Origin of the sequence: Streptomyces sp. 8N616 (assembly GCF_052246385.1) — a bacterium.
Taxonomy (GTDB): Bacteria; Actinomycetota; Actinomycetes; order Streptomycetales; family Streptomycetaceae; genus Streptomyces.
The window spans coordinates 1-1,957 of sequence record NZ_JBQQBY010000085.1 but is presented as its reverse complement, the minus strand read 5'-3'; the positions used below and the strand labels follow the sequence as shown (position 1 = coordinate 1,957).

Below are 1,957 nucleotides of genomic sequence, written 5' to 3'. Positions count from 1 at the left end.
TGAGCAACGAGAGCCTGGCCAACCTGCTCAAGGAGGAGCGTCGGTTCGCACCGCCCGCCGATCTGGCCGCCGCCGCCAACGTCACCGCGGAGGCATACCAACGGGCCGGAGCCGACCGGCTGGGCTTCTGGGCCGAGCAGGCCCGCCGGCTGACCTGGATCACCGAACCCACCGAGACCCTGGACTGGAGCAACCCGCCCTTCGCCAAGTGGTTCGCCGACGGCAAGCTCAACGTCGCGTACAACTGCGTCGACCGGCACGTCGAGAACGGCCTGGGGGACCGCGTCGCCCTCCACTTCGAGGGCGAACCGGGCGACACCCGCTCCCTCACCTACGCCGAACTGCAACACGAGGTCTCCAAGACCGCCCACGCCCTGACCGAGCTAGGCGTGCAGGCAGGCGACCGGGTGGCCATCTACCTGCCCATGATCCCCGAAGCAGTCATCGCCATGCTGGCCTGCGCCCGCATCGGCGCCCCGCACTCCGTCGTCTTCGGCGGCTTCTCCGCCGACGCCCTGGCCACCCGCATCCAGGACGCCGACGCCCGCGTAGTCATCACCGCCGACGGCGGCTACCGCCGCGGCAAGCCCTCCGCACTCAAGCCCGCCGTAGACCAGGCCGCCGACCGCGTGGACCGCGTCCGCCACGTCCTGGTCGTCCGCCGCACCGGCCAAGAAGTCGCCTGGACCCAAGGCCGCGACGTGTGGTGGCACGAACTGGTCGACCGCCAGCCCGACACCCACACCCCACAGGCCTTCGACGCCGAACACCCCCTGTTCATCCTCTACACCTCCGGCACCACCGGTAAGCCCAAAGGCATCCTCCACACCACCGGCGGCTACCTCACCCAGGTCTCCTACACCCACCACACCGTCTTCGACCTCAAACCCGAATCGGACGTCTTCTGGTGCACCGCCGACGTCGGCTGGGTCACCGGCCACTCCTACATCGTCTACGGCCCACTGGCCAACGGCGCCACCGAAGTCCTCTACGAGGGCACCCCCGACACCCCACACCAGGGCCGCTGGTGGGAGATCGTGCAAAAGTACGGCGTCACCACCCTCTACACCGCGCCCACCGCGATCCGAGCCTGCATGAAGTGGGGCGACGACATCCCCGCCACATTCGACCTCAGCAGCCTGCGCATCCTCGGCTCGGTCGGCGAGCCGATCAACCCCGAGGCATGGATCTGGTACCGCAAACACATCGGCGCGGACCACACACCCATCGTCGACACCTGGTGGCAGACCGAAACCGGCGCCATCATGATCAGCCCACTCCCCGGCGTCACCGAAACCAAACCCGGCTCCGCCCAAGCCCCCCTCCCCGGCATCGCCGCCACCGTCGTCGACGACGAGGCCCACGAAGTACCCAACGGCTCCGGCGGCTACCTGGTCCTGACCCAACCCTGGCCCGCCATGCTCCGCACCATCTGGGGCGACGACCAGCGCTACCTCGACACCTACTGGTCCCGCTTCCCCGGCCGCTACTTCGCCGGCGACGGCGCCAAGAAAGACAACGACGGCGACATCTGGCTCCTCGGCCGAGTCGACGACGTCATGCTCGTCTCCGGCCACAACATCTCCACCACCGAGGTCGAATCCGCCCTCGTCTCCCACCCCAAGGTCGCCGAAGCCGCAGTCGTCGGCGCCACCGACCCCCACACCACCCAAGCCATCGTCGCCTTCGTCATCCTCCGCGGCACCGCCTCCGAAGACGACACACTGGTCGAGGAACTGCGCATCCACGTCGCCACGGCACTCGGCCCCATCGCCAAACCCAAGCGCATCCTCCCGGTCGCCGAACTCCCCAAGACCCGCTCCGGCAAAATCATGCGCAGACTCCTCCGCGACGTCGCCGAAAACCGCACACTCGGCGACGTGACCACCCTCACCGACTCCTCCGTCATGGAACTCATCCAGAGCAAACTGCCCACCGCCGCAAGCGAAGACTGAGC

The 1,957-nt window shown here is 68.3% G+C and carries 1 protein-coding gene; it reads left to right on the top strand.

Features of this window, described 5'->3' with window-relative positions; genetic code table 11:
• The coding region (acs, locus tag ACTWQC_RS35710) for an acetate--CoA ligase (protein WP_443320033.1) at positions 1 to 1,955 on the top strand (1,955 nt) is incomplete at its 5' end.
• Between the last annotated feature and the right edge of the window lie 2 nt (positions 1,956 to 1,957).